The sequence below is a fragment of the Shewanella sp. HN-41 genome (genome assembly GCF_000217915.1).
Classification (GTDB): domain Bacteria; phylum Pseudomonadota; class Gammaproteobacteria; order Enterobacterales; family Shewanellaceae; genus Shewanella.
The window spans coordinates 53,395-80,170 of record NZ_AFOZ01000044.1; the positions used below are offsets into that span (position 1 = coordinate 53,395).

General features: G+C 49.0%; 28 protein-coding genes and 1 pseudogene. 23 read left to right on the plus strand and 6 right to left on the minus strand.

Features of this window, described 5'->3' with window-relative positions; translation table 11 throughout:
• Positions 1 to 9: 9 nt before the first annotated feature.
• The 17 genes and pseudogenes from SOHN41_RS17570 to SOHN41_RS20600 form a co-directional block, all read left to right on the plus strand.
• The gene (locus tag SOHN41_RS17570) at positions 10 to 258 is read left to right on the plus strand and encodes an acyl carrier protein (protein WP_007651653.1); all 249 of its coding nucleotides are present in this window, start codon (positions 10 to 12) and stop codon (positions 256 to 258) included.
• Entirely contained in the window at positions 258 to 806 is a 549-nt protein-coding gene (locus SOHN41_RS17575) for a hypothetical protein (RefSeq protein WP_007651655.1), read from the plus strand. The genes SOHN41_RS17570 and SOHN41_RS17575 overlap by 1 nt, the downstream gene beginning before the upstream one ends.
• Entirely contained in the window at positions 803 to 2,167 is a 1,365-nt protein-coding gene (locus tag SOHN41_RS17580) for an AMP-binding protein (protein ID WP_007651657.1), read from the plus strand. Before SOHN41_RS17575 ends, SOHN41_RS17580 begins: the two co-directional genes overlap by 4 nt.
• The gene (locus tag SOHN41_RS17585; protein ID WP_007651659.1) at positions 2,160 to 2,561 is read left to right on the plus strand and encodes a thioester dehydrase; all 402 of its coding nucleotides are present in this window, start codon (positions 2,160 to 2,162) and stop codon (positions 2,559 to 2,561) included. Before SOHN41_RS17580 ends, SOHN41_RS17585 begins: the two co-directional genes overlap by 8 nt.
• Positions 2,555 to 4,390, plus strand: coding sequence for a glycosyltransferase family 2 protein (locus SOHN41_RS17590; protein WP_007651660.1), 1,836 nt, complete (start codon positions 2,555 to 2,557; stop codon positions 4,388 to 4,390). The genes SOHN41_RS17585 and SOHN41_RS17590 overlap by 7 nt, the downstream gene beginning before the upstream one ends.
• Positions 4,387 to 5,952: an HAL/PAL/TAL family ammonia-lyase gene (locus tag SOHN41_RS17595; RefSeq protein ID WP_007651661.1), complete on the plus strand. Its 1,566-nt coding sequence runs from the start codon at positions 4,387 to 4,389 to the stop codon at positions 5,950 to 5,952. The genes SOHN41_RS17590 and SOHN41_RS17595 overlap by 4 nt, the downstream gene beginning before the upstream one ends.
• Positions 5,949 to 6,380: an acyl-CoA thioesterase gene (locus SOHN41_RS17600; protein ID WP_007651662.1), complete on the plus strand. Its 432-nt coding sequence runs from the start codon at positions 5,949 to 5,951 to the stop codon at positions 6,378 to 6,380. The genes SOHN41_RS17595 and SOHN41_RS17600 overlap by 4 nt, the downstream gene beginning before the upstream one ends.
• Positions 6,380 to 7,192 (plus strand): outer membrane lipoprotein carrier protein LolA, encoded by an 813-nt coding sequence (locus SOHN41_RS17605; RefSeq protein ID WP_007651664.1) that lies wholly within the window; start codon positions 6,380 to 6,382, stop codon positions 7,190 to 7,192. The genes SOHN41_RS17600 and SOHN41_RS17605 overlap by 1 nt, the downstream gene beginning before the upstream one ends.
• 2 nt (positions 7,193 to 7,194) lie before the next feature.
• Positions 7,195 to 9,624: an MMPL family transporter gene (locus SOHN41_RS17610; RefSeq protein ID WP_007651675.1), complete on the plus strand. Its 2,430-nt coding sequence runs from the start codon at positions 7,195 to 7,197 to the stop codon at positions 9,622 to 9,624.
• A gap of 23 nt (positions 9,625 to 9,647) precedes the next feature.
• Positions 9,648 to 10,937: an NAD(P)/FAD-dependent oxidoreductase gene (locus tag SOHN41_RS17615; RefSeq protein WP_007651676.1), complete on the plus strand. Its 1,290-nt coding sequence runs from the start codon at positions 9,648 to 9,650 to the stop codon at positions 10,935 to 10,937.
• Positions 10,938 to 10,941: 4 nt separating this feature from the next.
• The gene (locus tag SOHN41_RS17620; protein ID WP_007651677.1) at positions 10,942 to 11,682 is read left to right on the plus strand and encodes a DUF3261 domain-containing protein; all 741 of its coding nucleotides are present in this window, start codon (positions 10,942 to 10,944) and stop codon (positions 11,680 to 11,682) included.
• Between the two features lie 38 nt (positions 11,683 to 11,720).
• Positions 11,721 to 12,920 carry a beta-ketoacyl-[acyl-carrier-protein] synthase family protein gene (locus tag SOHN41_RS17625; protein ID WP_007651678.1) on the plus strand — a complete coding sequence of 400 codons (1,200 nt, stop codon included), beginning with the start codon at positions 11,721 to 11,723 and terminating at the stop codon, positions 12,918 to 12,920.
• Between the two features lies 1 nt (position 12,921).
• Positions 12,922 to 13,473 carry a hotdog family protein gene (locus SOHN41_RS17630; protein WP_007651680.1) on the plus strand — a complete coding sequence of 184 codons (552 nt, stop codon included), beginning with the start codon at positions 12,922 to 12,924 and terminating at the stop codon, positions 13,471 to 13,473.
• Between the two features lie 43 nt (positions 13,474 to 13,516).
• Positions 13,517 to 14,242, plus strand: a complete 726-nt coding sequence (locus SOHN41_RS17635; RefSeq protein ID WP_007651682.1) for a 3-ketoacyl-ACP reductase FabG2 — start codon at positions 13,517 to 13,519, stop codon at positions 14,240 to 14,242.
• Positions 14,243 to 15,502 carry a beta-ketoacyl-ACP synthase gene (locus SOHN41_RS17640; RefSeq protein ID WP_007651684.1) on the plus strand — a complete coding sequence of 420 codons (1,260 nt, stop codon included), beginning with the start codon at positions 14,243 to 14,245 and terminating at the stop codon, positions 15,500 to 15,502.
• 23 nt (positions 15,503 to 15,525) lie between these two features.
• Positions 15,526 to 16,038, plus strand: coding sequence for a hypothetical protein (locus SOHN41_RS17645; protein ID WP_007651686.1), 513 nt, complete (start codon positions 15,526 to 15,528; stop codon positions 16,036 to 16,038).
• 340 nt (positions 16,039 to 16,378) lie between these two features.
• Positions 16,379 to 17,005, plus strand: a pseudogene (locus SOHN41_RS20600) (hypothetical protein); the annotation flags it as partial.
• Between the two features lie 557 nt (positions 17,006 to 17,562).
• Here SOHN41_RS20600 and SOHN41_RS17655 read toward each other — a convergent pair.
• Positions 17,563 to 17,949: a DUF6896 domain-containing protein gene (locus tag SOHN41_RS17655; protein ID WP_037459586.1), complete on the minus strand. Its 387-nt coding sequence runs from the start codon at positions 17,947 to 17,949 to the stop codon at positions 17,563 to 17,565.
• Positions 17,950 to 18,068: 119 nt separating this feature from the next.
• Complete coding sequence (locus tag SOHN41_RS20185; protein ID WP_007651688.1) at positions 18,069 to 18,221, minus strand: hypothetical protein; 153 nt, start codon at positions 18,219 to 18,221, stop codon at positions 18,069 to 18,071.
• Between the two features lie 1,489 nt (positions 18,222 to 19,710).
• On the opposite strand from SOHN41_RS20185, the gene SOHN41_RS17665 reads away from it, so the two are divergent.
• The 3 genes from SOHN41_RS17665 (at position 19,711) to SOHN41_RS17675 (ending at position 22,513) form a co-directional block, all read left to right on the plus strand.
• Entirely contained in the window at positions 19,711 to 20,166 is a 456-nt protein-coding gene (locus SOHN41_RS17665; protein WP_050801857.1) for a GNAT family N-acetyltransferase, read from the plus strand.
• Positions 20,167 to 20,403: 237 nt separating this feature from the next.
• A complete protein-coding gene (locus SOHN41_RS17670) occupies positions 20,404 to 21,000 on the plus strand; it encodes an SCO family protein (protein WP_037459589.1) in 597 nt (198 codons plus the stop codon).
• A 10-nt stretch (positions 21,001 to 21,010) separates the two neighbouring features.
• Positions 21,011 to 22,513 (plus strand): methyl-accepting chemotaxis protein, encoded by a 1,503-nt coding sequence (locus tag SOHN41_RS17675; protein ID WP_007651698.1) that lies wholly within the window; start codon positions 21,011 to 21,013, stop codon positions 22,511 to 22,513.
• Positions 22,514 to 22,557: 44 nt separating this feature from the next.
• On the opposite strand, the gene SOHN41_RS17680 is transcribed toward SOHN41_RS17675, so the two are convergent.
• Positions 22,558 to 23,718, minus strand: coding sequence for a benzoate/H(+) symporter BenE family transporter (locus SOHN41_RS17680; protein ID WP_007651699.1), 1,161 nt, complete (start codon positions 23,716 to 23,718; stop codon positions 22,558 to 22,560).
• A gap of 131 nt (positions 23,719 to 23,849) precedes the next feature.
• Between SOHN41_RS17680 and SOHN41_RS17685 the strand changes: the two genes are divergently transcribed.
• The 3 genes from SOHN41_RS17685 (at position 23,850) to SOHN41_RS17695 (ending at position 25,061) form a co-directional block, all read left to right on the plus strand.
• The gene (locus SOHN41_RS17685) at positions 23,850 to 24,431 is read left to right on the plus strand and encodes a helix-turn-helix domain-containing protein (protein WP_007651702.1); all 582 of its coding nucleotides are present in this window, start codon (positions 23,850 to 23,852) and stop codon (positions 24,429 to 24,431) included.
• Positions 24,432 to 24,519: 88 nt separating this feature from the next.
• Complete coding sequence (locus tag SOHN41_RS17690) at positions 24,520 to 24,843, plus strand: rhodanese-like domain-containing protein (RefSeq protein ID WP_007651706.1); 324 nt, start codon at positions 24,520 to 24,522, stop codon at positions 24,841 to 24,843.
• Positions 24,844 to 24,899: 56 nt separating this feature from the next.
• Positions 24,900 to 25,061, plus strand: a complete 162-nt coding sequence (locus SOHN41_RS17695) for a hypothetical protein (protein WP_007651718.1) — start codon at positions 24,900 to 24,902, stop codon at positions 25,059 to 25,061.
• 62 nt (positions 25,062 to 25,123) lie between these two features.
• Here the strand turns inward: SOHN41_RS17695 and azoR are convergent, their stop codons facing one another.
• The 3 genes from azoR to dtd form a co-directional block, all read right to left on the minus strand.
• Positions 25,124 to 25,720 carry an FMN-dependent NADH-azoreductase gene (gene azoR / locus SOHN41_RS17700; RefSeq protein WP_007651720.1) on the minus strand — a complete coding sequence of 199 codons (597 nt, stop codon included), beginning with the start codon at positions 25,718 to 25,720 and terminating at the stop codon, positions 25,124 to 25,126.
• A gap of 134 nt (positions 25,721 to 25,854) precedes the next feature.
• Positions 25,855 to 26,292 carry a thioesterase domain-containing protein gene (locus SOHN41_RS17705; protein WP_007651721.1) on the minus strand — a complete coding sequence of 146 codons (438 nt, stop codon included), beginning with the start codon at positions 26,290 to 26,292 and terminating at the stop codon, positions 25,855 to 25,857.
• A gap of 39 nt (positions 26,293 to 26,331) precedes the next feature.
• A complete protein-coding gene (gene dtd / locus SOHN41_RS17710) occupies positions 26,332 to 26,769 on the minus strand; it encodes a D-aminoacyl-tRNA deacylase (protein ID WP_007651722.1) in 438 nt (145 codons plus the stop codon).
• Between the last annotated feature and the right edge of the window lie 7 nt (positions 26,770 to 26,776).

The window sequence follows — 26,776 nt, forward strand, 5'->3', positions numbered from 1 at the left end:
GAGAGGAATATGCAAAATCGTGAACAAATCCTCGCTATGTTGACCACTATTTTAGTGGACGAATTTGAAATCGATGCCGAGGCGATTACGCCTGAGGCCAGCCTGTATGAAGAACTCGATCTCGACAGTATCGATGCCGTCGACTTAGTAATTAAGCTACAGCAACTGACGGGGAAAAAGATCCAACCCGATGAATTTAAGTCAGTTCGTACAGTCAACGATGTCGTTAATGCCATCGAAGGGTTAGTTAAAGACTAATGCGAGCCTTGCTACAGGTCTTAACCGCCCTCACATTGCTGGCTTATCCGGTTGCCGTGTATTTAGGGCTGAATTATTTGCCTGCCGGCAGCATAGCGCTAGTGCTGTGTTTATTGCTGATAGTGCGGTTAATGCTACAAAAGCAAAGGGTTAAGGCATTAGTATTGCCACTGTTGGTGGGAATTGCGCTCACGGCAGGCAGTTATCTTGCCAAGCGCAGCGACTGGCTTTTGTATTACCCTGTGGTGATAAATCTCACTATGCTGGCGCTGTTCAGTTATTCACTGCACACTGGCCCATGCATGATCGAGCGTTTAGCCCGCTTGAAAGAACCCGATTTACCGGATGAAGCCATTGGGTACCTTAAAAAAGTCACCCTACTTTGGTGCGGCTTATTTATCTTCAATGGCACTATGGCGGCTTATACCGCAGGCTTTACTAGCTTAGCAACCTGGACCTTGTATAACGGTTTGATTGCATACGTACTCATGGGACTGCTCCTCGGCGGGGAATGGTTATATCGCAGCTTTTGGTTGAAGAAAACATGACACAGCTACTCAAAAACTGGTTAACCCAAGGGCCCTTTGCCCAACAACTGATCAGCTTTAATCACCACGACATAGTCACAGGTGCATTATTTACTAATCAGGTGGCATATTTTTACGAACAACTGCTCACCACGCCCGAGAAAAAATGGCTGCTCGCCAGTGATACCAGCGATCTGTTTGCCGTCGGTTTATGTGCGGCGTTGTTAGCGGGCAAGGAAATTATCCTACCAGCCAACACCCAAACCGGCACGCTGAGCGAGTTGACCCATCAGTTTGAAGGTATCTTATCGGACAAGCCATTGTGCGAAAGCCACGCCTTTATCCTACTGAAGAAAGAGCTGAGCCTACCCGGTAAAGCATGGCCCGTGAGTGAAAACCTAGGTGAGTTAGTGCTCTTTACCTCAGGCAGCAGCGGCGAACCTAAGGCAATACGTAAAACGCTAAGACAGCTGGATTCAGAAGTGTCGGTACTAGAGCAAACTTTTGCCGAACATTTACCCCATTGCAGTGTGGTTTCAACTGTGTCCCACCAGCATATTTACGGCCTATTATTTAAGATTCTGTGGCCGCTCGCCGCCAGTCGACCGTTTTTAAGCGAGCAGATTGAATACCCAGAAACCCTAAGCTATTACACCGCCTTACTGCCAAACCTGTGCTTGATCAGTAGCCCGGCGCAATTATCGCGTCTGCCTAAGGCGCTAGAACACGAACGGCAACTACGTTCACCTAGCTTAGTGTTTAGCTCTGGCGGACCATTGAGCTTTGCAGCCGCCCGAGGCGTCGCCCAATGCTACGGGCATTTGCCCATCGAAATCTTTGGTAGCACAGAAACTGGCGGCATCGCCTATCGCCGTCAGCATGAGGCCGATGAACCTTGGCAAGTATTTGATAAGATAACGATAGATCAAGATCCGACCGACGGCGCCCTGCTGCTAAAGTCGCCCTACTTGGCCGACGATGAATGGCTGCGCTGTGAAGATAAAATCGAACCGACCGAAAATGGTCAGTTTAGACTCAAAGGCAGACTCGATCGCATCGTTAAGATCGAAGAGAAACGCCTGTCGCTGGCGCAGATGGAAACACTCCTGTGCAGCCACAGCTATGTCGAGCAAGCCGCGCTGGTAGTATTGCCGCAGTTTAAATCCCAACTGGGCGCAGTGGTGACTTTGTCGGCACTAGGGCGCAGCGTGCTGCAAGAACAGGGCAAACTCAGCATTAACAATGCCCTAAAAGCACATTTGCTGACCCAATTTGAGCGCGTCACCCTGCCACGCCGTTGGCGTTATCCCGATATTTTACCGCTTAACACTCAGGGTAAGCGTGTCACTGCCCAGTTAGTCGAGTTATTTGACCATGATTAAATCGAGTTTACCGCCGATCCTGCATTCCGATATCGGCATTGATAACATTGAATTACGTCTGTTAGTGGCGGCCGACCTTGAGTATTTTAACGGCCATTTCCCCGAACAAGCCGTGCTGCCAGGCGTGACCCAATTAGATTGGGCGGTGCGTTTAGGCTGCCAACATTTCGGTTATTCAGAGGCGGTTGCTAACTTAGAAGTGCTTAAATTTCAGCAACTCATACTGCCGGGTCAAGAAGTCACCTTAAGCATTAGCAATAATGCCGCTAAGGGAAAACTCACCTTCGCCTATTGCGACGGTGAAAACCGTTACGCGTCGGGCCGTATCGCCTTTGATTCCACACCATTGAGCCAGCCTTCCGATGCCAACAATAGTGGAGCGAGCCAGTGCTAACGCTTCCCAGCGACCTCGTTGAGTCGGCGCCTATCAAGCTCGCCTTAGTGATCCCCAATTACAATCACAGCGCTGCGATTGCCCAGACCTTGGCCAAACTCGCCCAGTTGAATCTGCCCTGTTATTTGATTGACGATGGCAGCAATGATGAAACCCGTTATCTGCTGCAATCCTTAGCCCAAACCTATCCTTGGGTGACGCTGCTGCAACATCCCTACAATCGTGGTAAGGGTGCCGCAGTGATGACAGGGCTGCGCCGTGCCTACCGCGATGGCTTTAGCCATGTGTTGCAGGTCGATGCCGATGGTCAACATAATTTAGCCGATATTCCGGCAATGATTGCAAGGGCGCAGGCTAAACCCGATGCGCTGATTTCGGGCAAACCTGAATACGATGAATCCGTGCCAAAGGGCAGGCTCTATGGCCGTTACTTAACCCATTTTTGGGTGTGGGTCGAAACCCTAAGCTTTGATATTCAAGATTCTATGTGTGGCTTTCGTGTTTATCCCTTAGCCGCCACCGAGCAATTATTGAGCCAGCAAGCCTTAACCGAGCGGATGGATTTTGATATCGAAATCCTAGTCAAACTCTACTGGCAAGGGGTGGAGATTTTATTTCAGCCGACTAAGGTGATTTATCCCGAAGGCGGCGTCAGTCATTTTCAAGGTGTGGCCGATAATGTGCGTATCACTAAGCTGCACACACGACTGTTTTTCGGCATGTTAAAGCGTCTGCCACTGCTGCTGCGCCGCAAACAATCTGCCAAAACGATGGCATCAGATAATACCGCGACCCATTGGTCGAGCATGAAGGAACGCGGCAGTTACTGGGGCATCAAACTATTAGCCGAGAGCTATCGCTTCGGTGGCCATTGGTTGTGCCGCGCCATTATGTATCCGGTGATTTGCTATTTCTTCCTCACGGGTAAAGTCACCCGTGAAGCCTCATTAGATTTTCTGCGCCGCGTGCAAACGCTTGAACCGCAACATCCTAAGCTCAATCAAAGCCTAGGCTGGCGCGATAGCCTGAATCACTTTTTAGCCTTTGGCAATGCGGCACTCGATAGAATCGATGCGTGGTGCGATCGTATCCAATTGAGCCAAGTGGACTTTCCCGACCGCCAAGTGCTGGCCGACCAGCTCGAAAGCGGCAAAGGCGCCGTATTATTGGTGTCGCACCTCGGTAATTTAGAACTCTGCCGCGCCATTTCGATCCACCAGCGTAAAGTCAAAGTCAACGTCATGGTGCTAACTAGCCATGCGGAAAACTTCAATAAGGTGCTCAAGCAATTAAACCCAGATAGCACGCTCAATCTTATTCAAGTGACCGAGCTTAACCCTGTGACGTCTATGCTATTGCAACAAAAGATAGAGGACGGTGAACTGGTGGTGATTGCGGGGGATAGAACCTCATCCAATACCCAGGGCCGCGTCATGTATGCACCCTTTATGGGCCAAGATGCCGCGTTTCCGCAGGGGCCGTTTATTTTGGCGGGCTTACTCGATTGCCCTGTATTTTTAATGTTTTGTCTGCGGGAACAAGGGCGTTATCGGGTGCATTTAGAGCGCTTCGCCGAAACGCTTAAGGGCCCTAGGGCAGGTAGAATGGACAGATTACAGCAGGCAGTGAATCGCTACAGTGAACGCTTAGAATACTATGCTCGGCGCGAGCCTTTGCAATGGTTTAACTTCTTCGATTTTTGGCGCAAAGACAGCGAGCTTCAGCGCACCCCATCACAGTTAGTACAGCCCAATTTATTACCGACAACTTCAGCATCATCGCCGATCCCAGAGCAGGATCATAAGACAGACAGGACAGAGCATTTATGAGCCACGCAGTTACTTACACGACAACCACTGAGTCGCCAATCGAATTTGGCCGCCAGTTACTCACATTAGAGCAAGTCGTCGCCGTTGCTAAGGGTGCTAAAGTCAAACTCTGTGACGATGCAGATTACCAAGCTTATATCCAAAAAGGTGCGCGCTTTATCGACAGCCTGCTGCACGAAGAAGGCGTGGTCTATGGCGTAACCACAGGTTATGGCGACTCCTGCACAGTCAATGTGAGCTTAGATCTGGTCCACGAATTGCCACTGCATTTAACCCGCTTCCACGGCTGCGGTCTAGGCGAGACCTTAAGCATAATGCAGGCCCGCGCTGTGATGGCTTGCCGCTTAAACTCCTTAGCCATTGGCAAATCTGGCGTGACCTATGAGCTATTAAAGCGCATCGAAACCATGCTGAACCTCAACATAGTGCCAGTGATCCCAGAGGAAGGTTCGGTCGGCGCCAGTGGTGATTTAACGCCGCTGTCGTATTTGGCCGCCGTGTTAGTCGGCGAGCGCGAGGTCATTTATAACGGCGAGCGCCAAGCGACTAAAGATGTGTACGCTAAACTCAACATCACCCCGCACGTCCTGCGCCCAAAGGAAGGCTTAGCCCTAATGAACGGCACGGCAGTGATGACGGCCTTGGCCTGTTTAGCCTTTGAGCGCGCCCAATATCTGGCCCGCTTGAGTAGCCGTATTACCGCCATGGCCTCGTTAACGCTAAAAGGCAACTCGAACCATTTTGATGAAATCTTATTTGCCGCTAAACCCCATCCGGGGCAAAACCAAATTGCCACCTGGATCCGGGAAGATTTGAATCACCACGAACATCCGCGCAATTCCGATCGCCTTCAAGACAGATATTCCATCCGCTGCGCGCCGCACATTATCGGCGTATTGCAGGATGCGCTGCCGTTTATGCGTCAGTTTATCGAAACCGAAGTCAATAGCGCCAACGACAACCCGATTGTCGATGGTGAAGGCGAGCATATTCTCCACGGCGGCCATTTCTACGGCGGCCATATCGCCTTTGCGATGGACTCACTGAAAAACACAGTCGCCAACTTAGCCGATCTTATCGATCGCCAAATGGCGCTAGTGATGGACCCTAAGTTTAACAATGGCTTACCCGCTAACCTTTCGGGTTCGACTGGCGCGCGCCGCGCTATCAACCACGGCTTTAAGGCGGTGCAAATAGGCGTGTCGGCTTGGACGGCAGAAGCGCTCAAGCACACTATGCCCGCCAGCGTATTCTCACGCTCGACCGAATGCCACAATCAAGACAAGGTGAGCATGGGCACTATCGCCGCCCGCGACTGTATGCGCGTGCTGCAATTGACCGAACAAGTCGCGGCGGCAGCCTTACTCGCCATGACCCAAGGCATTGGCCTGCGCATCGCGCAAAATGAGTTAGACGAAGCCTCGCTCACCCCCTCATTGGCGAAAACCCTCGCCCAAGTGCGCGCCGATTTTGATACCTTAATCGAAGATAGGCCGCTCGAAGCCGTACTGCGCCAAACCATAGCTAAAATCCAAGCGGGCGAATGGGAAGTGTGCCGATGAAATCATTGCTCACTATCGATATGGAAATGCAAATTCCCTTCCACGATGTGGATTCCATGGGGATCACTTGGCATGGCAATTACCTGCGCTATTTCGAAATAGCCCGTTGTAAACTGCTCGATGAGCTGGGTTATAACTACCGGCAGATGCAGGCATCGAATTACGCTTGGCCGATTGTCGATTTGCAGATTAAGTACGTTAAGGCCAGCAGCTTCGAGCAAAAAATCACAGTGCGCGCCGAGTTAGTCGAATGGGAAAACCGCTTAAAAATCAATTATCAAATTCGAGACGTTGAAACCGGTGCCCGCATCACTAAGGGTTATACCATTCAGGCGGCGGTCGATATGAACACCCAAGAATTGTGCTTTGTTACCCCAGCGGTATTCCGAGACAAAATCGCCACCCTGCTCGCCAAGGTTGAAGGCTAATGAACTCAGTACTAGCGAAGAACCCTGCGCTGGCGAAGTGTGCATTACTCCTCTGCACCGTTTGTGCTTTGGCTTGTGGTTTGATAAGCCTGCCACTCAAGGCTGAAACCATAGCTAAGCCCGGCGTTTATCAAGCGCTCTTTAACCAAAGTGCCGATACCGCGCAGCTTGTGGCCCTGAGTAAAAAACTTAATTTGGGCGAAACGGTGCGAGGCCAGTTTGTGCAATCTCGGCAGTTAAAGGTGCTCAAAAAGCCGTTAATCAGCCAAGGCCAGTTTATCTTCGACCAAGAGCAAGGGCTGATCTGGCAGCAGATAAAGCCCTTTGAGTCGTTGCTGATTTTAAAAGATAAGCAACTTATTCAGCGCGATAGCCAAGGTCGAGTCCAAGTCAGCAAGGCCGATGCCTCGGCAAGCGCGGCCGCTATGGGGGATTTATTACCCAGCCTAGTGCGCGCTATGCTGGGCGGGGATATTTCCGGTTTAAGCGAAAACTTCGAGCTGCACTTCCTCATCACAGACAGATTGAGCGCAGAAAAGTTAAACCTTGAGAAGTTAAGCCCAGAGAACTTGAGTCCAGACGGCCAATGGCAATTAGGCCTAACGCCCAAAGATCCCTTAATGAAAAAAGCCATCGCTAATATGGTGTTAGAGGGGAGCGATGTGTTGCAATCCTTAGTGCTGTTAAGCGCCGCGCCGAATGTGACCCTACAGGATATGACCCGCATCGAATTTAGTGCGCTTTCCCAAGGCACTCTCAGCGAGGCAGAATTAGCGCAATATGCGTTGACGAGTGAGGCGAGTAAACCTTAGCAATGGCCTCCAACTTCGCCGCGCGCGCCAATCAAGCTTTGATGCAATCGTCCCCCAAGTGGCGCCTCGTTATTTGGTTGCTGTTGATGTTGGCTGTAAGTCTGTGGACGCTGCAACTGTGGCAAAACGGTGCTCGGGTGCAGAGCGATATTCTCGCCATGCTGCCGCATTTACAACAGGATAAACTCACAGAACGCGCCCTTAACCAAGTTGAAGTGACGCTCGCCGACCAAGTCTATATTGCGCTCGTCGCCAAGGATGAAACCACGGCAATCGCTGCGGCTAAGCTGTTGATGCAAAAGCTTGAAGCTGACCTTATTGCAACTGGCAGAAATGCTGCACTCACAGATATCCGCAGCGCCGATATGCAGCTCGGCGAAGCGTTAGGGCAATTCTATTTCCCCCACAGATTTAAATTACTGACAGCGCCGCAAGCCGAAGCGTTAGCAAGCCCAAATATTGAAAGTCTGCTTGATGCGGCCACAGCGCAGCTTTACAACGCCTTTAGTTACGCCAATAGCAACTTGCTCGCCCAGGATCCGCTGCTGTTATTCCCAGCCAATTTGCTCGCCCTCGCGCCGAGTTCAAACGTCAGAGCCAGCCAAGGGATATTGCTCGCGAATCAAGGTGATAATGTTGCCGCTGTCGTCATGGCAAAGGGGCGAGAAAGCGCTTTTAATCCCAATGCGCAATTAGCGCAGATGGCGGCATTAACAACAGCCTTGGATGCGGTTGAAAAAGACTACCCCGATATCAATGTGCTTAAGGCTGGCGCCCTGTTTCATGCCCTTGCGGCAACGCAAACCGCCAAGAGTGAAATATCGATCCTCGGCCTCGCGTCCTTACTTGGGGTGATAGCCTTAGTCTGGCTGGCGTTTCGATCCGTGATGCCGCTACTGCTGGCAATCGTGACTATTTCCAGCGGGCTGTTGCTCGCAGTGACTTTTACCTTAAGCGTGTTTGGCGAGCTGCATTTACTCACCTTAGTGTTTGGCACTAGCTTGATTGGCATTGCCATCGACTACAGTTTTCATTTTTACTGCGAGCGCTTAAGCGATAGTGAGCGCAGCGCACAGGCAACGGTGACATATATCTTCCCAACGGTGACACTCGCCTTTATCACCAGCGCCTTGGCTTACGTCGGCATAGGTTTAGCGCCGTTTCCCGGCATGCAGCAAGTCGCTATCTTCTGCGCCGCGGGTTTGCTTGGGGCCTATCTCACTCTCATTCTCGCCTACCCACTATTGGCTGGCAGTCGTTTACCCGCAGGCTCCCGCCCGTTAGCATTAGCGGGGACTTACCTTGCCAATCTCACTCAGTTATCCAACAGATTGACCACGCCCTTAGGCATGAGCATGTTTGCTTTGGTGATACTAGTGTGGAGTCTGGGTGGTGTAACAAAGTTGACCGTCGATGACGATATTCGCCATTTGCAGCAAAGCCCCTCAAGCGTGACTGAACCTGAAAATCAGCTCAGGCAGCTGCTCAGCGGCGGCACAGACAATCAATTCTTACTGGTACGCGCCGCGAGTGAAGAAGCACTGCTGCAACAGCTTGAGCGAGTATCACCACTGCTTGATGCCGCCATAACAAACCAAGAGTTAGGCAACTATGTCAGCCTCAGCCGGTATCTGCCCAGCCATCAAAGGCAAGATACGGCTTATCGATTACAGGGCGAAATCTATCAAACTCAGCTAGAGCAAGTGCTCACCAGCCTTGGGTTAGATGAAAACCTGAAGCCAGAACTGCAAGCCGCCTATTTGGCCGCGAAAACAGAGTACATCACGCCAGCAGCATTCTTTAAGCTAGAGGCCGGCAAGCGACTCGCGCCGCTATGGCTAACGCCGAGTGACAAGGCCACCGATTATGGTGCTGAGTATGGTGCCGATTATGGAGCCATAGTCCTCCTTGGTGGCATTCAGCAAATCGATGCCCTTAAGGCTCGCTTTGCCAACGATGAAAGCGTGCAGCTTATCGACAAAGTAGCGGATATTTCCGCGGTCATGGGGCATTATCGACTGTTAACCCTAAAGCTGTTAGCCCTAGCACTTGGCATCGCACTCTTGTTGTTTAGCCTAAATTTCGGCATGAAAAAAGCGGCGGTTGTGGTTGCCGTGCCAGCCCTTGCGGCCCTGCTCACGCTAGCAACTTTAGGCTTAACGGGCTCACCGCTGAGCCTATTCCATGCACTCGCCCTCATTTTAGTTTTTGGGATTGGGATAGACTACAGCTTGTTTTTTGCCTCTGCCAAAAACCACGGTAAGGCAGTGATGATGGCGGTGTTTATGTCCGCCTGCTCGACCCTATTGGCCTTTGGTTTGCTCGCCTTTAGCCAGACCCAAGCGATTCATTACTTTGGCTTAACCCTGTCGCTGGGCATAGGGTTTACCTTCTTACTTTCGCCACTGATTTTAACGACTAAAAAGTCCTGATAATGACAAGGAACGTACTTTACATGCCTACACCCGCTCACGATTTACCGGCAATGCCAAATTCACTTGCCGTCGATGTGGCCATTATCGGCGCAGGACCTTCGGGCGCCATCGCCGCCAGCCTACTACACCAACAAGGCAAGCGTGTGCTGGTGTTAGAGAAACAGCACTTTCCTCGCTTCTCTATCGGCGAAAGTTTACTGCCCTGCTGCATGCAGTTTATTGAAGAAGCGGGCATGTTAGATGCGCTCAATGCCGCCGGATTCCAGCATAAAAATGGTGCCGCCTTTCGTCGTAATGGCACTTACACCACCTTCGACTTTACCGATAAATTTACCCCTGGGCCGGGCACCACATTTCAAGTGCAGCGTGCCAGTTTCGATAAACTATTAGCCGATACCGCCCAAGGCCAAGGGGTCGACATCCGTTACGGCGAAACCGTCGAGGCGATAGAGTTAACCGAAAACCCACGCTTAACGGTGCGCAATGAACAGGGCGAGCGGTATCAAATCAGTGCCCAATATGTGCTCGATGCCAGCGGTTTTGGTCGCGTATTACCGCGCCTACTCGACTTAGAAAGTCCGTCTTGCCTGCCACCACGCAGTGCCATCTTCACCCATGTGGAAGACAACATCAGCGATGCTAATTTTGATCGTAATAAGATTTTGATCAGTGTCCACCCTGAACATAAGGACATTTGGTATTGGCTCATTCCCTTTAGCAACGGCCGTTGTTCACTCGGCGTGGTTGCCGAACCGCAGTTACTTGAGCGTTTGCAAGGTTCACTCGAACAACAATTGATGAGCATAGTCAATGAAGAACCCGGGCTAAAAACCCTATTGGCAAACGCTGAAGTGGTACAGGAATGCGCCACGCTCAAAGGTTATTCTGCCAACGTATCACGCCTTGCAACCGACAAGTTCGCCCTACTGGGTAATGCGGGTGAGTTCCTCGATCCGGTATTTTCCTCCGGTGTGACTATCGCCATGCAATCGGCGTCGATGGCGGCAAAATGTGTGACGAAACAACTCAATGGTGAGGTGGTTGACTGGCAAGCCGATTACTCTGCACCTTTGATGCAGGGCGTGAATGCCTTTCGCACCTATGTGCAAGCTTGGTATGATGGCCGCTTTCAAGATGTTATTTTCTATGAAGAACCGAACGAGCGTATCAAGCAGATGATCTGTTCCATTCTGGCGGGCTATGCTTGGGATACCAATAATCCCTTCGTTAAAGACTCGGAGCGCCGCCTGAACATGATAGTCGAACTGTGCCAACAACAGGCTCCAATCCCAGAGTTCGACGAGGAATAACCCTATGTCGCTAAACCTTAATGCAAAATGGCGAGTGCTCCCCGCCCTGCTGCTCGTAGGCCTTGGGCTAACGGGCTGTAGCGAACTGCTGCTCAGGCAGACCTGCGTCGGGCTCGCTAAGGATATGCGTTATTGTTTGGCGCCACTGCCCCATGACTTTGCCCCCGCGACCGATAAGCCTTTGACTAAGCCGACGGCAAAGCCCGCCGTCATCACCAGTCAGCAAACCGAGAGTAAAACGGGCCTATCTACGCCCCAATCCTTTAGTCAAAAGGTCAGTATTAAGGTGGGTGATGAAACCCACGAACTGCTCACCCAGTTGGAGCTAGAAGGTGAGCGCATGACGCTCGTTGGTTTAGCGCCACTCGGACAGGCTTTATTTACCTTGGTTTATGATGGGAATACACTCAGCAGTGAACAAAGTGTGCTGCTGGGCGACAATTTTAAAGCCGAATATTTAATGGCGATGATGCAACTGATCTATTGGCCTGAGCAGAGTATTCGTGCCCATTTGGAAGGCGGCCATTTAGTTTCTGGCCTTTGTGATACGGTTGGAGACACACTTGTCGATACGTCGCCCTGTCGCCAGATCTATAGCCAAGATACCTTGATCAGTAAAAACGGCCAGCAAACACAGGTTTTACAGATAAATTACCGACAGGGCACGGGCGATATGCTCTGGCAAGCCCATATTAATTTGACCATGCCACAGGCAAAGTTTGAATTAGAAATACAACCTATTTAATCACTTAATAGATTTAGCCGCTGGATAAACGATACGCAATGAAGAATAGAGTCGCCATTACACAGATTGGATTGTGTACCCCGCTAGGGCTAGATCCCCAGCAGGTTTTAGACCGCCTGATCGCCGGCGATACCCGCGCTATGCAGCGCAGTGATACTCTCCTATTCGAGCACCCAACCTTAGTGGCACCAGTGACGGTGGTGCTACCGGCGATTCCTGCAAAACTCATCCATTTCGATTGTCGCAATAACCAGTTACTGTTATGCGCCGCGCAGCAAATTAGCGCCACGGTTGAGCAGGCTAAACGGGATTTGGGTCCTGCCCGTATTGGCGTTGTGTTAGGCACTAGCACCTCGGGGATTGCTAAAGGTGAAGCGGCACTGAGCTACCGCAATCAACACGGTCACTTTCCAGCGGATTACCACTATTTCCAGCAGGAACTTGGCAGCACTAGCGATTTTTTGCGTCAATATTTTCAGCTAGATGGCCCTTGCTACACGATTTCAACCGCCTGTTCCTCCAGCGCAAAAGTCTTTGCCAGTGCCAAACGCTTACTCAATGCGAACCTCTGCGATATGGTGATTGTCGGCGGTGTCGATAGTCTCTGCCAACTCACAGTCAATGGCTTTCACGCCTTAGAGTCGGTATCAAAGGGCCACTGTAATCCTTTTAGTATCAATCGTGATGGTATCAATATCGGCGAAGGCGCGGCGCTTTTCGTCCTGACGTTGGGCGAGTCCGATGTCATGCTGGCGGGTATTGGCGAATCGAGCGATGCCCATCATATTTCGGCACCGCACCCCGAAGGTGCCGGCGCGATCAAAGCCATGCAAGCAGCATTGCAGGATGCGAACATTACTGCACAAGACATCGATTACATAAACTTACACGGCACAGCGACGCCCAAAAATGATGCGATGGAAAGCCGCGCCGTGGTTGAAGTCTTTGGCGCCAACACCCCGCCATGCAGCTCAACTAAGCCCTTAGTCGGCCATACCTTAGGTGCGGCTGGTGCCATCGAAGCCGCCTTCTGCTACTTATTACTTTCTGCACATAATCACGGCCAGGCCCTGCCGCCCCATCAATGGGACGGACAAGTCGATCCACAGGATCCTTCCATTGCCTTAGTCGAACGCCATCAAGTCGCCGCAAAAGGCGCCCTTAATTATGTGATGAGTAATTCCTTCGCCTTTGGCGGCAGTAATGCCAGCCTGATTTTTTGTCGCAATGAGGCCTAGTATGATGCCCTTTATTCAATTCAATTTACCCTTTGCCGAACAGGATATTACCGACTTTATTCCCCACAGGGCGCCGATGATCTTGGTAGATAAGATCATTGCTTATCAACGCGATATCTTAGTAACCGAAGTCACTATCACTGCGCAGAGCCCCTACTTCGACGATAAACATCGAGCCGTACCCAATTATGTGGGTATAGAATATATGGCTCAAAGTATTGCAGCCCTCGCCGGAGTAGAAGCAAAACTGCGCAATGATAAAATCCGCGTGGGTTTTCTATTGGGGTCGCGCAAGTTAGCGCTTCATGCCAAGCAGTATGAGTTCGGGCGCACCTATCGCACCCATGTGAAACGCCTCTATCAAGAGGAATCGGGATTAGCGGTATTCGATTGCCAGATTTACCTTATGCCCGAAGCGGGTAGCGACCAAGATAATACCTTAGTGGCCGAAGCCAATGTGAATGTATTTCAACCCCAGGACACCCAAGCCTATCTTGCGGGAAATCAAGGTACAGGGGATCAAGACGCGACCAATAAGCCCCTAGGACATTAACCCCCAGCACAATATATAAAGCCAAATGGGGTGGAGAAAACAGATGAATAACAGAGTATTAGTCACAGGTTCGAGCCGAGGCATAGGTAAAGCCATCGCCCTAAAACTCGCCGCTGCAGGCTTCGATATCGCCCTGCATTACCACAGCAACCAAACCGCTGCCGATGACACTGCCACGCAAATCCGCGCGCTTGGGGTGAATGCGAGCCTGTTGAAATTTGATGTCGCCGACCGCGCAACTGTTAAAGCCGCCATCGCAGCTGATATCGAGGCCAATGGTGCCTATTATGGCGTCGTACTCAATGCGGGCATCAACCGCGACACCGCCTTTCCCGCCATGACGGAAAGCGAGTGGGACAGCGTCATCCACACTAACCTCGATGGTTTTTACAATGTTATCCACCCCTGTGTGATGCCTATGGTACAAGGCCGCAAAGGTGGACGTATCATCACCTTAGCCTCAGTCTCTGGCATTGCGGGCAACCGTGGCCAAGTGAATTACAGCGCCTCAAAAGCTGGTATTATCGGCGCGACTAAGGCGTTGTCATTAGAGCTGGCAAAACGCAAAATTACCGTCAACTGTATCGCCCCCGGCTTAATCGAAACCGATATGGTGGCCGATATTCCTAAGGATATGGTCGAGCAGTTAGTGCCGATGCGCCGTATGGGTAAACCCAATGAAATCGCCGCCTTAGCCGCATTTTTAATGTCTGACGATGCCGCCTATATCACTCGCCAAGTGATTTCGGTCAATGGAGGCATGATCTAAATGAGCGAGCCGACAAATCAAACCCGCTTTGGTAGACGAGTGGTCATCACAGGCGTTGGCGGCATTACCGCCCTAGGCCATGATTGGCCGACCATTGCGACGAGTCTTAAGGCGCAGAAAAACTGTGTCGTCACTATGAGTGACTGGGATAGATACGACGGGCTCAACACTCGTTTAGCCGCGCCCATTACTGACTTTGAAGTGCCAAGCCATTATTCGCGCAAGAAAATTCGTTCCATGGGCAAGGTTTCCATTATGGCAACCCGCGCCAGCGAACTGGCTTTAATCGATGCGGGATTACTGGATGACCCTATCGTATCCTCGGGTGAAATGGGCATTGCCTATGGTTCATCCACGGGCAGCACAGATCCTATTACCGCCTTTGGCGATATGTTGAAAACCGGCGATATGTCGGGCGTTACCGCCACTAGCTATATCCGCATGATGGCGCACACCACAGCGGTGAACGTCGGTGTTTTCTTCGGCTTAAAGGGGCGCATTCATACCACCAGCAGCGCCTGCACCTCGGGTAGCCAAGGCATAGGTTACGCCTTTGAGGCCATCAAATACGGTCAGCAAACCTTAATGTTGGCGGGCGGCGGTGAAGAACTCTGCCCCACCGAGGCCGTGGTGTTCGATACCCTGTTTGCCACTAGCACTAAAAACTCGACGCCCGAACTCACACCGCGCCCCTTCGATGCGAGCCGCGATGGCCTAGTGATTGGTGAAGGTGCCTGTACGCTGGTGCTCGAAGAGCTGGAACACGCCAAGGCGCGTGGCGCAAAGATTTATGCTGAGTTAGTCGGTTTTGGCACTAATTCCGATGGTCAGCATGTCACTCAGCCCAATAGCGATACCATGGAAATCGCCATCAGGTTAGCACTCAAAGATGCACAGCTTGAGCCCAGCGCCATTGGCTATGTAAATGCCCACGGCACGGCGACTGACCGCGGTGATATTGCCGAAACCCATGCAACCCATGCGGTATTTGGTGCGGATTTGCCAATCTCATCCCTTAAAAGCTACACAGGCCACACCTTAGGCGCCTGTGGCGCGTTAGAGGCTTGGGTCAGTATCGAGATGATGAATGCGGGTTGGTTTGCGCCCACACTCAATCTCGACAATATCGACCCTGAATGCGCGGCGCTAGATTATATTCGCGGCGAGCCTCGTTCGCTCGTAACCGATTATGTAATGAGTAATAATTTCGCCTTTGGCGGGATCAACACTTCACTGATTTTTAAACGCTGGACTAGATAACAACACATAACAAGGAAAGTGTAATGAAAAAAATTTATGGATACCTGTTACTGATAATTTTAGCAGGATGTAGTGCGACATCCCCTTCTGTCCCCAAAGGGTATGTAGGTGAAACCGCAACCGTTGACGATACACTATCAAGAATAGATAACAGTTCCGCAAATATTTTTTATATTGATAAAATTAATGATAAAGGTGTTCATAATAGTCTAATGGCGACACAAAATGCCTCAATGGGACAAGGCTTAAGATTAACAACACTGGGGGCCAGTCGTGCAGTTACTGCACAACCTATTCAGCTTCATATCGCAGCTCAGGTTTATAGCGCAGCACCGGTACTTCAAATTTTTTCAGATAAAAATCACTTTGTTGAAGGCACTATTCAATTCACCCCAAAAGCAAATGAAAACTATATTGTTAGTGGCAAGCTTAGTGACATCTATTCTGCAGTTTGGTTAGAAAACACTAAAGGTGAAGTCGTTTCAGATATCATTGAAAAAAAGATAAAGCAACCACAATTCGGCCTCAAAAATTAATTAAAAGCCAGAATGACGCATCAAGAAAAGATTATTTCTCCAATATTAAACAAGGTGTAAGTAGAGAATATGTCCTTAAAGTTTTAGGGCAACCAGACAGTATTACTAGTAAGGTTCCTAACGATCCTAAATCTAAAACTATTTATATTTATTCTGACCTTGGACAGGTTGAGTTTTCGCAATTTTGGTCCCCAACCAATGAACCGTTATTCGTAGAAAAACAATCGAATTAAGTACTGTTCAACATACCGAGATTACAATCTCTAAGGCTGGTCTACTCAGTGACCAAGATTCGCAAATTGCTGACATTATAAATAGCATCAACAGTGGAAATATTGATCAACAAAAACAAGCTATAAATTTATTGATCGTGGGAGGAATTACGGATCCTACCATCTACGATCTATTAGAAAATAAACTTCAAACCACACTTCCCATGTCAACGAGTAACGTCGACATTGATAATGCTGCTTGGCTGATTAGAGGTTTAGGATACTCAGGGAATCGCAAATATAGTCAGACACTTAACAATATAGTCAGTGGAAGCTATCACAAAAAACTCAAAAAATACGCAACCCAAGCACTAGAGAACTTAGATAAATATAAAAAATGGAATGCTATTTTGGCGGATAAAAGCCAATATACGGCCGAGCAAAGCCAGCAAAATAACGCCCTTGCCAATGCACTACGCAGCGATGATTTAGAGCTGATGCGACTGGCAGCCAAACGCATCATGGATGATCGTCAGTACGATGATTTTATCCTAGCCGTACTCAGTAACGAATTGAAAACGCCTCGCTTAATGGCCGATAACAAACTCGCCATCGACACCTATGCCAATATGGCCAAAGCGCTAGCTAGTTCAGGGAATACCGCTTACCGCGATGTGATTGAAAATATGGCAACCGCGAGCTCAAACAAAAAACTCAAAAACTACGCCGAGAGTTATTTGAAGAAATACTACTAAACCTACCCGTTTAAGCTTAATAGAACAAATCATGGCCGAGCTTATACTCGGCCATTTTTATATCCGTTTGGATCACTTTTTAAATTAAAAGAAAATTTGCTATTGTCCTTAGCATTTGCTGATATTCGCCTATACAGGCTTGCCATGACATTCACTCACAACACTGTGAAAGAAACCTAGGGAATCTAAGTTGATAAACGAAAGTTACGGAAGGCGAAGAGGCAGTTAAACATAGATATTGTTCAGAGTGAGGCCAACCATGGTACCGGCTCGACGACACGCAGCAAGTCCATCCCTGGATGCTCGACCGCCCCGTCCATGGGGCGGACGGTCGTCTCACCAATCACCATGGTTTGCCTTTCGAGCATCTGCGTAACCTTAGGTTCAAAGACTAGAGCTAACATTTAGCGATGGCAGGTTTCGCCAATCCCTTTGAAAAAATCACAATAGATATCTTGTTAAATAAAAGCTTAATGGTTCATAAATATTACAATTTTTAAGCTAAGAGACAGGCTTTAGTCGGTCTCAACGAGCGAAGCGAAGGGTTTGAACCATTTTTATAGTACATACTCCTCTAATACCATTTTTATGAAACATTGAAGTAACTCTTCATCTTCATAAAGCTCTCGATACTCTGCGAAAGGTAGATTTCCTTCGTTATATTGCTTTTCAAAGAATATTTGCAAACGCCATGCATCAGGCTCTGATTTATTGAAATCGAAGTCAATTCCGCCGACATCTGCAGTTCGGTATATATCAACTCCAATTCCGTGAGTTCGATACATCCAATTTGTACCAGGAATTGGTTTGTTTCCTCGGATCTCTGACTTCAATATTTCTTCAGCAGATTCCAAATCAAATACACGGACAAGAAGTTCTTCTGCCCATTTCCGGTGTGCATACCACAGCGGAATAAGTTTTCGGACTTTTTCGAGGTTATCCATTTTTGCCCTATCGCGTTGGGTTAAGAGGCCGGCTTCAGTCAGTCCCTAGTGAACGTACAAGCGACTTAAACCACTTATTAGGCTTTACCACGTCAGCAAGCCGCCTTATGCGACTGAATTTATTGGGAATCTGTTAGGTCGCCGGCTTGCAGGCGCATTAACGGTAGACCAAGTAATCGTGCGACGAATAGTTCTAAACGTACCCAGCCTGAGGCTTCTGCCGCAGGCGACTCCACTAGAAGAACGGCGTGTGAAGCTAGCAGCGCCATCATTACGCGCACCTGTTCCCAGCGTGAGCCCGAGTCATGCAAGCAATGTATGAACGGTGTACACACTTGTCGTAGATGCGCATCCAGAGCTCGAAGGGATTCTGTGGTAACTACTCCGTCTCTACGCGAGTAGCTAACGAAAAGTTTCATTTAATAAATCCCTCTGAGTATAGAAACCAGATCGATAGGTTGATAACCACTAGCAATATGTAGAGCCACATAGAGTGATTGAACCCCGCGGCGACAATTCGTCTGTATGTAGAGGCTGATACTCGAGATGGTTCGATAATTTGCACCTCAGTAGTAACAATTAGCTTCTGATCATTTTGCGAGGCAAGACGAGTGCGAATTGCCTGCATTGTTCCTCGTAGTTTGACCTGATAGAAATAACCGGTCGCATCTAGAAACCAAAAACATAAAGGTATCATGAGGCCGGCAACAAATAGCGAATGATCAAGCTTGTCTGATGTGAACTTTGCCATGAGGGTTAGCACTATAAATAATGTAGTAACACAAAATTTCTTTATCTCGAAGCAAAAGCTGCTTATTTGTGCGACAGCCCCGTGCAGTTGATCGAGAAGCTTCCAATCAAGTTCGTCTTGCAAGGTTTTGGTATAGGGTTTAGTCATTATGTCCTACTGAGCCTACTGGGTTTTACCCAGACTTCTCGTTAAACCCAAATAAAAATACATTAGGGTTTGAACTTTTAGGGCAAACTTCTTTAAACATGACAGCAAGTTATCACCGTTATTGCATCATGTTCAACTATTTGCGACACAAAGAAAGAAAGCAAGAAGATATTTACCGCGTCAATTTTTGGCACGGTAAATTTTGGCTATAGAAAATAAAACTGTCATTTAAAAAGATGGGATATAACTTTACTCCTTAATAATTGACCAATAACACTAGAGTCTAAGGAATACACCATCCCCTAGGAGTTGCCGCAGGGCGAGTAGGCAAATTGCGTGAGTCTCGGCATGGATGCCGAGCTAGCTTTCGCAGGTGCAGGGGCGAATAAAAATCGATGATTTTCGCGCTTATGAGCGAGAGGCAAGGATTGCCGAACTGGGGTGCTTTACATGGATGTAAAGCGCATCCTTCGGAAGCGATAGCAAATTTGGCAATGAGCACAAGGGGCTTTCAACTCCGTTGGGCGTCTTGGCTGCTTGTAAAAATAAAAAGTAAGGAGGATAGGACGAGCAGCCTTCCTTGGTCGACTCTTGATTAAAAATCAGGGTGAAGCCCCACAACTTTGACTTTTATTTAAAAGTCCAAAAGCAAGGACAGCATTCCTCCTTGCTCGCCTCTCGAAAAAACCAAGGGGTGAAGCATCATCCCTTTAGCAAAAACTCTTGGCCTACCCTTTGCTTATCCACTACGGCGCATTGGCAAACATATAACAAAGCGATGACGCCATTATGGATAAGCCAAAATAATAGGGAGCACCCGATCTGCCATGAGACTCACCATGAAAGCCACGATGAAAGCGACCATGAAAATAATCTTAGATGACCTTAAAGGGCCAGAGATAGCGGCTTTGCTGCAAGAGCACCTCGACGATATGCGGGCAACCTCTCCGCCGGAGAGTGTGCATGCATTAGACCTTGATGGTCTGCGTCAACCCAATATTCGCTTTTGGACCCTATGGGATGGCAACAATTTAGCGGGCTGCGGTGCACTAAAATGGTTAGATGCCGAGCACGCCGAGATCAAATCCATGCGCACCGCCGCGCCCTATAAAAAGCAAGGCATAGCCTCTAAGGTATTACAGCACTTAATTAACGATGCCAAAGCCGCAGGCGTCAAACGCCTGAGTCTAGAGACAGGTTCGATGGACTTCTTCAATCCAGCTCGCCTACTCTACAGCAAATTTGGCTTCGAAATCTGTGGCCCCTTTGCCGATTATCGACTCGATCCCAATAGCGTGTTTATGACGAAGAAAATCTAAGTTTAAGCCGTGGTAAACGGTACGAAAGCCGTTTACCATGCGCAACGCCAATCTCTGCACTGATAACGTTAACTTAAAATGATCCCATTCAAGCCTTTCAACATACCTTTGCCGCCCAAAAAAAATCGCTAGCGCTTTTAATGAAAGATAGCCGAAGAATACTATAGTTCTAATTAATGCAATGGAATTGCTAATTGACGCGATCACTTACATTTCAGAGTATTAAATAAGAAGTATATGAAAAGAATCAGTACATTCATTAGCACAGTGCTAATCGTGGCCATGACCCTATTGATCCTTCCCACAATTGCTTATCTCAACCAAGCGATATCGGGAAGCTATGGCATTGAAACCCATCAAGATACTGATATTGATTTTACTTGGCAGGATATTCACGGCAAAACGCACCAATTTAGTGACTGGACTAAGGGACCAAGCTATCTGTTTCTTGGCTTTGTGAGTTGCTCACAAATTTGCCCTGTTCGCATACATCAAGTGCGTTCACTGATGGAACAACTCACTGAAAATGAAAGAACAAACATTCGTTTTCTATTCATCTCTATCGATCCTCAAAAGGACCTACCAGCCCTCAGAGCGCAAATGATCGATAGTCAATCCGCGCAGTTTTATAGTGCCGAGTTAACCCCTGAGCAACTCGAAACCTTGCAGCGGCAACTGGCTGAAATATCGAATCAAACTAGCGATATTAATCTGCATACAGGCAATCTTTATTTAGTTTCGCCCACGGGAAAGCTTAAAAAAACCTATACTCAACAGCAGCTTATTACTGAACGACTACGAGCCGATCTCACTACTATGATGTCTTCAAATTAGGCAGACCAACATGAATAACTTATCGAATAATTCAACGACAGCTAAAAACGATCAGACCTTATATCGTCTGCTTCTCGCTCAGGCGCCAATCCTCCTCGTTAGTGGGTTTGTTGGGGCTCAGATGATGAGCTTTGTTATTTTGGCCGCGATTGCCGTGTCGCTCATCACCCAAATAAGTTACAGCCTGCTGAAGGCAACACCTATGTTTGCCATCGTGGCCGCCGTTATCATGATGACGGTTTCCGCCCTGCTCATTCAGACCCAAATGGGGATGATTGAAATGCACTTTCATATCTTCGCCACTATGGCGATCTTCTTGATTTACCAACGTTGGGAGCCGATTGTCGCAGCATTACTGACCGTTGCAGTACACCATGTACTGTTCACTTACATGCAAATGCAGAGTGTGGAAATCAATCAGGTTGCCATCATGCTTTTTGCTGGTAAGTGCTCTTGGGATATCACCTTTGTGCATGCCCTGTTTGCCGCCGCCGAAGCGGGGATTCTGATCTTACTCGCCTCGATGATGCGCATTGAATCCTCCGCAAATCAGCGCATTGCAGATGCGATTGAGCAAATTTCTGAGTTTAAAGATATTTCTATTCGGCTCGTACCTGCCAAAAATCATGCTGAAATGGCGTTTAATACTATGCTCGAAGAACTCACCCAAGTGTTCTCCGACTACCGCGATATTGCTGTCGATATGGCAAAAACTACTAACCACCTAAAACAACTGAGTGACGAGACTCAACACACTGTGCATGCGCAAAATAGACAGGCACAACAAATTTCCGATACTACGCAAAATGTCATTCAGCAGATCAGCCAAGCCGCAGCCGATAGCCATGACTCGGCGCAAAGCGCACGCCAAGCCGCCAACTCCAGTAATGAAGACAGAAAGAGCGCGCTTAATATTATGGAAGATATGAAAAAACTGGAGCAAAGCACTACAGAAGTGACTCAATTTTTAACCGAATTGACCTCAGACGTCAGTGCTATCACTAAATTACTCGAAGCGATCCGGAGCATCTCGGAGCAAACAAATCTGCTCGCACTCAATGCGGCTATTGAAGCAGCACGAGCAGGAGAAAGCGGCCGTGGCTTTGCCGTGGTTGCTGATGAAGTCAGAGCCTTAGCACAACGTACAGGCCGCTCAACCGATGATATCGCCACGGTCTTAACTCACCTTAACACTAGTATGATTAAGACTGTCGAATCAATGGACTTAAGCAAACAAAGCACAATTGAAAACCTGAAACACACCAGTGAAATCGCCAATGGTCTCGCCCAACGCTCGGAACAGATCACTCATGTTGCCGTATCGAGTGAGAGCGTGGCACACACCACCCAATCCCAGAGCCAAGTGCTCGCTCACATTGGGGGAGACATTATCGATAACGCCCATGCGATCAATGAATTGGCCACTAAAGTTAAAGAACTCTCATCGGGAACGCTCGCATTAAGCCAAATCGCTAGCGCCTATCAAACTAAGGCGGCAGCCTACAAAATCTGATCTTTTAGTCATAGATGCTAATCGCCAAAACACGCGCCCTTTAACTAGCGTGTTTTGGTTTGCCATGCATGAATAATAAATCCAAATAGCAGACCCCAAAATGCGCTGCCGATACCCAGCACACTAAAACCCGATGCGGTGACTAAGAAAGTGATCACCGCTACCTCGCGATCTTCCGTTTTAGCTAATGCGGCGGTAAGGCTATTGGCGATAGTGCCGAGCAGGGCTAATCCGGCGATGGCCAGTACTAACTCTTTAGGGAAGGCGGAGAACAGGCCAACCACAGTGGCGCCGAGTAACCCAGTGATAAAGTAAAATACGCCGCCCCACACCGCAGCCCAGTAGCGGGTAGTAGGATTGGGATCCGCCTCATCCCCCATACAAATAGCGGCTGTTATGGCGGATAAGTTAAAGGCAAAACCACCAAAGGGCGCGAGAATAACTCCGATTAATCCTGTGCTGGTAATCAAAGGTGAAATTGGCGGCCTGTAGCCATTACCGTGCAGCGCTGCAACGCCCGGCATATTTTGCGAGGCCATAGTCACCACAAACAGCGGCAACGCCACACCAATTACACTCGCCAGCGAAAACTCAGGCGTCGTCCAAACCGGCATCGCCAGTTGCAACTCTACGACATCTAGCTTGAGCAAATCTAATTGAAAACTCATGCCGATACCCACCAGCAAGGTCAGCAGGATGATGTAACGCGGCGCAAAAGGCTTAACCACGACAAACACTAACAGCATGATTAATATGAGGCTCAGCTGAGTCTGCATCGCCTGAAATAGCCCTAGGCCAAATTGCAGCAGGATCCCCGCCAACATGGCTGAAGCCACCGACTGCGGCATGATGCGGATAAGTTTATCCATCCAGCCCGCCACCCCGCAAAGGGTAATTAAAATCGAACTCACCAGAAACGCGCCTATGGCTTGGTTGACGCTCAATCCCGCTAGGCTAGTCACCATCAGCGCCGCTCCCGGTGTTGACCAAGCCGTTAGAATAGGATTCTTGTAGTACAGTGATAACCCTATGCTGGTCACGCCCATACCCACACCCAAAGCCCACAACCATGAACTCATCTGTGCTGGTGTCGCACCCACAGCCTGTGCCGCTTGAAAGATAATCACCGCCGAGCTGCTATAGCCCACCAGCACAGCAATAAAGCCCGCCGATATTTTTGATAGTCCTAAAGCATCGCGCCACATATCCCTACTCCTGTGCTTATCACTGTGTTTGTTATCAACCATCTCGTGCGCTATAACGTACAAGATGGACAAGATAGCACTTGTGCGTTATAACGTACAATCTAAATTTTCATCAACATAATGGGGCCACTGTGCAGACGATAAACAGCTATCTCGCCACCACGCTCAAAGCACTTCGCAACCAAATGGGATGGAGTTTAGATAAGGCCGCCCAAGAGACTGGCGTCAGCAAGGCCATGATAGGGCAAATCGAGCGCGGTGAATCCAGCCCCACCATTGCCACCCTGTGGAAAATTGCCAGTGGATTCAATATCTCGCTTTCAACCTTTCTCGAACCCACGCCCCAGAGTCAGGGCGCCGTCTTTCGTAAAGCCGATGAATTACGCCAAAAGCCTGCGACCGACGGCATGTTAGTCGCGTCGCTATTTCCCTTCGAGCCACGCTTTGGTTTTGAGATGTTTGAACTCACCCTATTGCCGCACTATGAACGCCTCTCCGAGCCCCATGAGGCGGGTGTAACCGAACATGTGATCGTGTTGAGCGGCACCATGGAAGTGTTAGTCGATGGTCAGTGGCAGTGCTTACAGCAGGGCGAAGCCGTGCGTTTTGCCGCCGATAAACCCCATGGTTACCGTAACTTAAACGACCAACCCGTGGTGTTTCATGATCTTATCCACTACCACAGGGAGACGCCTGCAACAGATCAGAGCTGACAAACAGAGGCCTGAAAGATTGCCGCTTGCACCCGCCATTCCATTAGAATAAACTTATTGAAAATTTTCTAATCATAGAGGCAAAGCTATGTTTCAATCTTTACTGGCTAAATTATCTGGCAGCAGCAATGGTGAAAAATGTTGGCAATTGATTGATCAGGGTGCGCGCGTCATCGATGTGCGCTCACCGGAGGAATTTGCCTCGGGTCATTTGCCTCAGGCCATCAACGTGCCGCTACCGACACTCGACCAATGGCTGCACCAGGTTGAAAATAAACAGCATCCCTTTGTGCTTTACTGCGGCGCAGGTATTCGCGCCCAAAAGGGCTGCGATATTTTAAGGGCCAATGGGTTTGAGTGCGTGGTCAATGGTGGTTCGCTAAAGGATCTGGTTTGCTGCCAGCCAACCTAATCTAAGGTGTAACGACTAGCCTAGGAGTCATACAAGAAATTCATGAGGAGCTGCAAATGACAACTACTTGCCCGCTACCCCGCCAAGTGGAAAAACAGGCTCAGAAATCGGTTCGCGAAACACGGTTCGCCATTAGCCGCAACCGCGGCCAAGCCAGTACTAAGGTGCGTTATATCGAAACCAGCGCTATGTCTCCTGGCTGTAAGCTTTGCGAATAATGGAGTTTCCGCATAAACAAAAATGCCAGCATCTAAGCTGGCATTTTTTATTATCTTTACGATTAAACGGTTAACTGGTCGAGGCTTTGTTTCGCTTCGCTGATACCTTTTTGATTGGCTTCTGGGCCCATGTTCAGCGCTTCGCCATAAACCACTTCCACATCGGTGATACCGATAAAACCGAGGAAGGTTTTTAAGAAAGGCACAATGTGATCCGTTGGACCATCTTTATGGGCGCCGCCACGGGTGGTGATCAGCACGGCACGTTTGCCTTCCACTAAGCCTTTAGGACCATTTTCGGTATAAGTGAATGTCACACCGGCGCGGGCCACAAAATCAATCCAGTTTTTCAGTTGTGCTGGAATGTTGAAGTTATACATAGGCGCGGTGAGCACGATAGTATCGTTCGCTTTTAACTCTTCAACTAAGGTGTTAGACAGATCGAGCATCTCTTGCTGACGAGCGGTTAAATCGTCGCCGCCGCGTAAGCCAGAGGCAATTTCACCATCAACCATAGGCAACACATCTTTACCCGCCAGATCGCGAACTGTGATGGTCGCACCTTGGTCTTCCCATTTACCGATTAAGTGGTCAACTAATAAGGCAGATTGTGAATAACCGCCAAGAATACTTGATTTTAAAATTAAGACTTTAGACATAATCTGCTCCGAAAATAGGTAATTAGCTCAGAGTCAGATGAAATATCTCAACTCTATGGCGTTAGTCTATTCGCCCATAAAAAAGAAAAAAAGCGGATAAAATTTGAGATTAATTTCGATTTTTTAGAAAGGTTTTACATTTTTGGCACACTGACATACAAACCATCGAACTGGGCGCAGAGTTTTTCGCCGCAAAAGAGCTGAACTTCAAGTTTTACTTTGGCTTTGCGGCCCCGTTGCAGCGGACTTAAATCCGTATCTGGCCAACGCACTTTAACCTCGGGCGCACAGGTGACTGGCGCCATATAGCGGATATGGGCATCGGCTAACACTATGTCGCCATCCACCTGTTGAAGCTGCTGTTGCAACCACACCATGCCCCAGCCAGTGAGCGTCATCATGGTATAAATGCTGCCAGCAAACATGGTGTGATGCAGGTTGATATTCGGCGCTAGTGGCGCAGTCACGCGCAACTCGCCATCCGCAAAGGAGACTGGCGCTATCTGCATAAATTCACTAACGGGAATGGTACTGTGCCAAGTCTGACGTAATTGATTCAGTCGTTCATCCATGTGCATGTCCTTACTGCCGTTGGCACACTGTCCTTTAGGTTACACCTGCAAATTGAAGGTCACTGGGCCATCGTTGACCAACTCGACCTTCATATCGGCACCAAATTGCCCCGTTTCTGTGGTCACGCCTTTAGCACGGCAAAAGGCGACAAATTCTTCATACAGGCCAAGCGCTTGCTCTGGTGTGCCCGCCCCCGAAAAACTCGGTCTCAGGCCACGGCCAGTATCGGCCGCCAAGGTAAATTGAGAGACCACTAAAAGCGAGCCGCCCGCCTGAGTTAAGTTGAGGTTCATCTTGCCATTTTCATCGGAAAACACCCGATAACTCATTACTTTAGTGGCCAACTTTTCCATTTTTTCGCGGTTATCTTCCCGTTCAACCCCAAGCAAGACTAACAAGCCCTTATCGATTGCACCTAGGGTTTGATTATCCACAACCACGCTGGCGCGGCTCACTCTTTGAATTAAGGCGATCACAACTTTT